This window comes from Motilimonas cestriensis (assembly GCF_021295315.1).
GTDB classification, from domain to species: Bacteria; Pseudomonadota; Gammaproteobacteria; order Enterobacterales; family CBDFNC01; genus Motilimonas; species Motilimonas cestriensis.
In genome coordinates, this window is record NZ_JAIMJA010000078.1 from 1 (window position 1) to 923 (window position 923).

Here is a 923-nt window from a genome sequence, read left to right on the forward strand (position 1 = left end):
CCCACCTAGCAGTGAGTATAATCCTTGTTCAGTAAATCGACTATCAGGTAACGCTTGATGAAGTTGAGGCGTTTTCGACAATGCCCACCACCCCTTATCTGATATCGCGAGTCTCCACGCATTGCGTTTCGGTACGCCTAATTTAATAAGCCACATCGCAATGCTGTATTTACGCTTCCTCTGTTTAAGGCGATAGCACCTTAGACGTCGTCTGATCCAGCTATCCAACTTGCTCATCCGGTGTTTACCCAATGCCAACTTGTAATAATGTTGCCAACCCCGAAGGTATTGAGTGAGCTCTTTGATTATCGCAGACTCACATCGCCCTTGGTTTCGTTTGGTGATTTTACGAACGCGGTTTTTCATTCTTCGATAAACTTCTTTTGGTATCCCGATTACACCTGACTGCTTGAGGTAATAGCCTAAAAAACTGCGTTTACTGACGCGTGTTGCCGCACTTTTATCGGTGTTTACCTTCAGCTTAAGTTTACCTTCAAGAAATTTACTGACTGAAATCAATACTCTTTTCGCTGCCACTTCACTGCTTACGTAAATCTGGCAATCATCCGCATAACGGCAGAATTTATGCCCTCTGCGCTCCAACTCTTTATCAAGCTCATCTAAAACAATATTTGAGAGTAACGGGGATAAAGGCCCGCCTTGAGGCGTTCCTTGTTGTCGCTGCTCTGATACACCGTTACGCATTAGATCACACTGTAGGTACTGTCGGATTAGTTTCAACACTCGCTTATCTTCAATATCTCGGGATAAACGATACATCAATCGATCATGATTGACCGTGTCAAAATACTTTTCTAAATCAATATCTACAACGTAACCAAGGCCTGAACGAACATACTGACTCGCTTGTACTAACGCATGGTGAGCACTTCTTCCGGGTCTAAATCCGTAACTGCTGTTTG

Annotated in this window: 1 protein-coding gene; it reads right to left on the reverse strand. The window is 43.8% G+C overall.

Going from position 1 to position 923, the window contains the following annotated elements; translation table 11 throughout:
- Positions 1-923: reverse transcriptase domain-containing protein (locus K6Y31_RS22085; protein ID WP_233055180.1), on the reverse strand; the 923-nt coding region annotated here is incomplete at both ends.